This window comes from Nocardia altamirensis NBRC 108246 (assembly GCF_001612685.1).
GTDB classification, from domain to species: domain Bacteria; phylum Actinomycetota; class Actinomycetes; order Mycobacteriales; family Mycobacteriaceae; genus Nocardia; species Nocardia altamirensis.
The window spans coordinates 1-3,284 of record NZ_BDAY01000150.1 but is presented as its reverse complement, the minus strand read 5'-3'; the positions used below and the strand labels follow the sequence as shown (position 1 = coordinate 3,284).

Sequence of the window (3,284 nt, the reverse complement as noted above, 5' to 3'; positions counted from 1 at the left end):
CTCCAGAACCGGTGCAGATGCGCAGAAGGGGCGTGGATGTAGGTGTTGAGGCACGGCTAGCCACACGCACCGGCCTCGGGGAGACTCGTGATCCCGGGATGTGGACGCACGGGGGGTGGTTTCTGGTCGAAGGGGCACTGGTGGCGGGGGCTACTCGGGCGATGCCGCCACCAGTGCCACGTGATCAGGCGACCAACTCCAGACGGCGCGTGGAGGCATACGGCATTGAGTGGGCGCAGCGCGTTGGGCGGCGTGATGTCTCGCTCAGCGGAGGATGAGCGGCAAGAGGTCGTGCCGTGGATCAATTGTGGGGCTTGACATTTGGGTTGAGTTGGCTATGCGCGGTGGTCGACAGTGAGCGGGTGAGCGGGTGAGCGGGTGAGCGGGTGAGCGGGTGAGCGGGTGAGCGGGTGAGCGGGTGAGCGGGTGAGCGGGTGAGCGGGCGAACCAGTAAGCGGGTGAGCGGGTGAGCGGGCGAACCAGTAAGCGGGCGAACCAGTAAGCGGGCGAACCAGTAAGCGGGCGAACCAGTAAGCGGGCGAACCAGTAAGCGGGCGAACCAGTAAGCGGGCGAACCAGTAAGCGGGCGAACCAGTAAGCGGGCGAACCAGTAAGCGGGCGAACCAGTAAGCGGGCGAACCAGTAAGCGGGCGAACCAGTAAGCGGGCGAACCAGTAAGCCAGTAAGGGTTTGGGTTTGGGCGGGGAGGCTGGTTATTGGCGGGGGTCGGGGAGGTTGACGGTTTGGGGGTCTGGGTCGGGGTGGCGGGTGGCGCCCAGGTGGGTGTCGGGAGGTAGGGGGCGGCGGGGTTCGCGGACGCCCGCGCTGCCGCCATCTTCAGAGCCGGGGCGGCCACCGCCGCCGGTTACCTTGCCACCCAAGAGTCTTCGCAGCGCCTGGAGAAGTTTTCGCATCATGCGATCCAGTGTGGGCGCCTGGCGGGTGTGTGTCGTCGGTGTTCGCGCCGAGCGAAGACCGGGTTGTGAGCGACATCCTCGACAAAACCCGCCGCGGCGGCGGCCGCTTAGTTGGGTGGGTGTCATCGACGTGCGTGGCGTGCGAAGACCGCGTTGCGAGCGACCTCGTCGATGAGGCCCGCCACGGCGGCGGCAACCAAGTGGAAGGCGGGTGTCGTCGATGTGCGCGCCGAGAGAAGACAGCGCTGCGAGCGACCTCCTCGATGAACTCACCGCAGCCAAGCAGTCACGCCCGGCAAGAGCAATGCCCGCCGCGCACCACATCAGCCGCAACTGGTCGTCATCGCGTCGCCTCGTTTGGCCAGTGCCGCGGGGTAGTTGGCGCGGCACGCGACGGGCAGGACGTCATCGACCGTTGGGTCGGTCAGGTGCGGGCGGCTTGGGTGGCGGTTGGCCATGCGAGGTCGTCGATGGTCAGGAATGGTTCGGTGGCGACGGCGGTGGGGGTTATGCCGGTGAAGGCCATGACATCTCGGTGTAGGTGGGATTGGTCGGTGTAGCCGGCGTCGGCGGCGACTCTGGCTGGGTGGTGGCCGGCGACCAGGCGGTGGGCGGCGCGATCGAAGCGGACCAATCTGGCGGCGGGCTTGGGGGGTTGGCCGATCTGTGCGTGGAATCGGGACCACAGGCGTTTGCGGCTCCAGCCGAGTTCGGTGGCCAGCTGGTCGATGCGGATGATGCCGCGGGTGGCGACAATACGATGCCAAGCCCAGGCCACCGTTGCGTCGATCGACGATCCCGCTGCGTATCGGCGGGCGAGCAACGTGTCCGCCAGCTCGAAACGGTCCGCCCACGAGGTTGCGGCGCTCAGCTGCTCGCGGATTCGTGCCGCCTCGCGGCCCCACAGGTCGTCGAGTGTCACGACGGTTCCTTCCAGATCCGCCGGGCCGACACCCAGAATCGCTTGTGCGACAACGGGTGACAGGCGGATCTGCACGCACTGGATGTTCTCGCCGCGCCCTCGGACCGCGCCGCCGAGTCCGAGCCCGGCGACCATACTTCCTCGATACTGCCGCCCGGCCGCGTCATCAACGATCGGCTGGCCTGCACCGAAGTCGAGCACCAGCGTCAAGGCAGGATGCGGGACCAGCAGCTGGTCGATCGGCGCCACACCCCGATCACGGAACCCGGCCATCGTGACGCCAGGCACGCGGCTCGGCCACGCCGGAGAAGCGATGTCCCACATCGACATAGCAGCACGGTCCTGCGCAAACGGCCGCATACTTCCATGCTAGGGCCTGCGTCGAAGCCTCAGTCGGACGCATCCGGGCCGGATCGCCGCCTGGATCGCCGAGCACGCCGAACTTGTTGTCATCGACAATGACGGACGGCCAGGCTGGTGCGACCGGCGCGGCGACGACGCGGTCGGCCGCACCGACACCGGCATCCTCGGCTACGCCGCCAGTACGCTTCGGCGTTACGTGAGACCGTGTGGGGGCCGTGTTCTCCGACGTCCCGCGAGGCCGTCGCCTCCTCAGGCCGCAGGCGGTCGGTCGAGGGAACATTTGTACAAGCCGGCGGGGTGCATCGTCGGGGACAGTGGATCAATGACTATTCGGGATGCGGAGCTGGGCGTGAAAGACACTGGGACTACCGAGGATTCGATGTTGTCCTTGGACGGTGGCGACATCCACATCAGACAGGACGGGCCACGTACTACCTCGGCACTGCTGCTCATCCATGGGTTTGCCACGTCGACCCACTCGTGGGACCCGCTGGTTCCGTTGCTGATCGGGAAACATCGCGTCATCCGGATCGACCTTCTCGGGCACGGTCGGTCGGCCAAGCCCGCGGGCGGCGGCTACGAGATCACGGAGCAGGCGAGCCGAGTCGGTGCGGCGTTGGATCAGCTCGGTGTCGAGCGGGCCGTCATTGTCGGCCACTCCACCGGAGGTTCCGTTGCCACGGCTGTTGCCGAGCAACGGCCCGACCGGGTGTGTGCGCTGGTACTCATCAATACCGGCCCTCGTTTGGATGCGTTCATCGCGCCGCAGTTGGCTATCGAACCCGAGCAGTGGCCGAACCTGACCGACGATCAGCTCCGTGCGGCAATGAATTCCGCGTTCAGCCGCGCGGGCTACCAGATTCCTCAGCAGCTCATCGATGACGTGCGCGGTATGCCGTTTCACGCATTCGCCGCCGCGATGCAGGCTTCCACCGCGTATCTCGAACAGCAGCCGCTCCCGGAGCGGTTAGCAGTTCTCGACACACCACTGCTGGTGCTGTTCGGCGCAGACGATCGGCGCTGGCGACCGTCGTCCGCCGCCGAATACCTTGCCGTGCCCGGCGCGAAAGTCGAGATGCTGT

2 protein-coding genes are annotated in these 3,284 nt (G+C 66.8%); one reads left to right on the top strand and one right to left on the bottom strand.

The window, feature by feature from the left end; translation table 11 throughout:
• Window positions 1-1,341 precede the first annotated feature (1,341 nt).
• Entirely contained in the window at window positions 1,342-2,169 is an 828-nt protein-coding gene (locus NA11_RS43520) for a helix-turn-helix domain-containing protein (RefSeq protein WP_245746593.1), read from the bottom strand.
• Window positions 2,170-2,524: 355 nt separating this feature from the next.
• On the opposite strand from NA11_RS43520, the gene NA11_RS43515 reads away from it, so the two are divergent.
• Window positions 2,525-3,284, top strand: a 760-nt coding sequence (locus tag NA11_RS43515; RefSeq protein ID WP_084655604.1) for an alpha/beta fold hydrolase, incomplete at its 3' end; no start/stop codon positions are given.

Excerpts from the sequence above, each read along its gene's own strand:
- NA11_RS43520 (WP_245746593.1), bottom strand. The coding sequence starts at position 2,169 with ATGTCGATGTGGGACATCGCTTCTCCGGCGTGGCCGAGCCGCGTGCCT.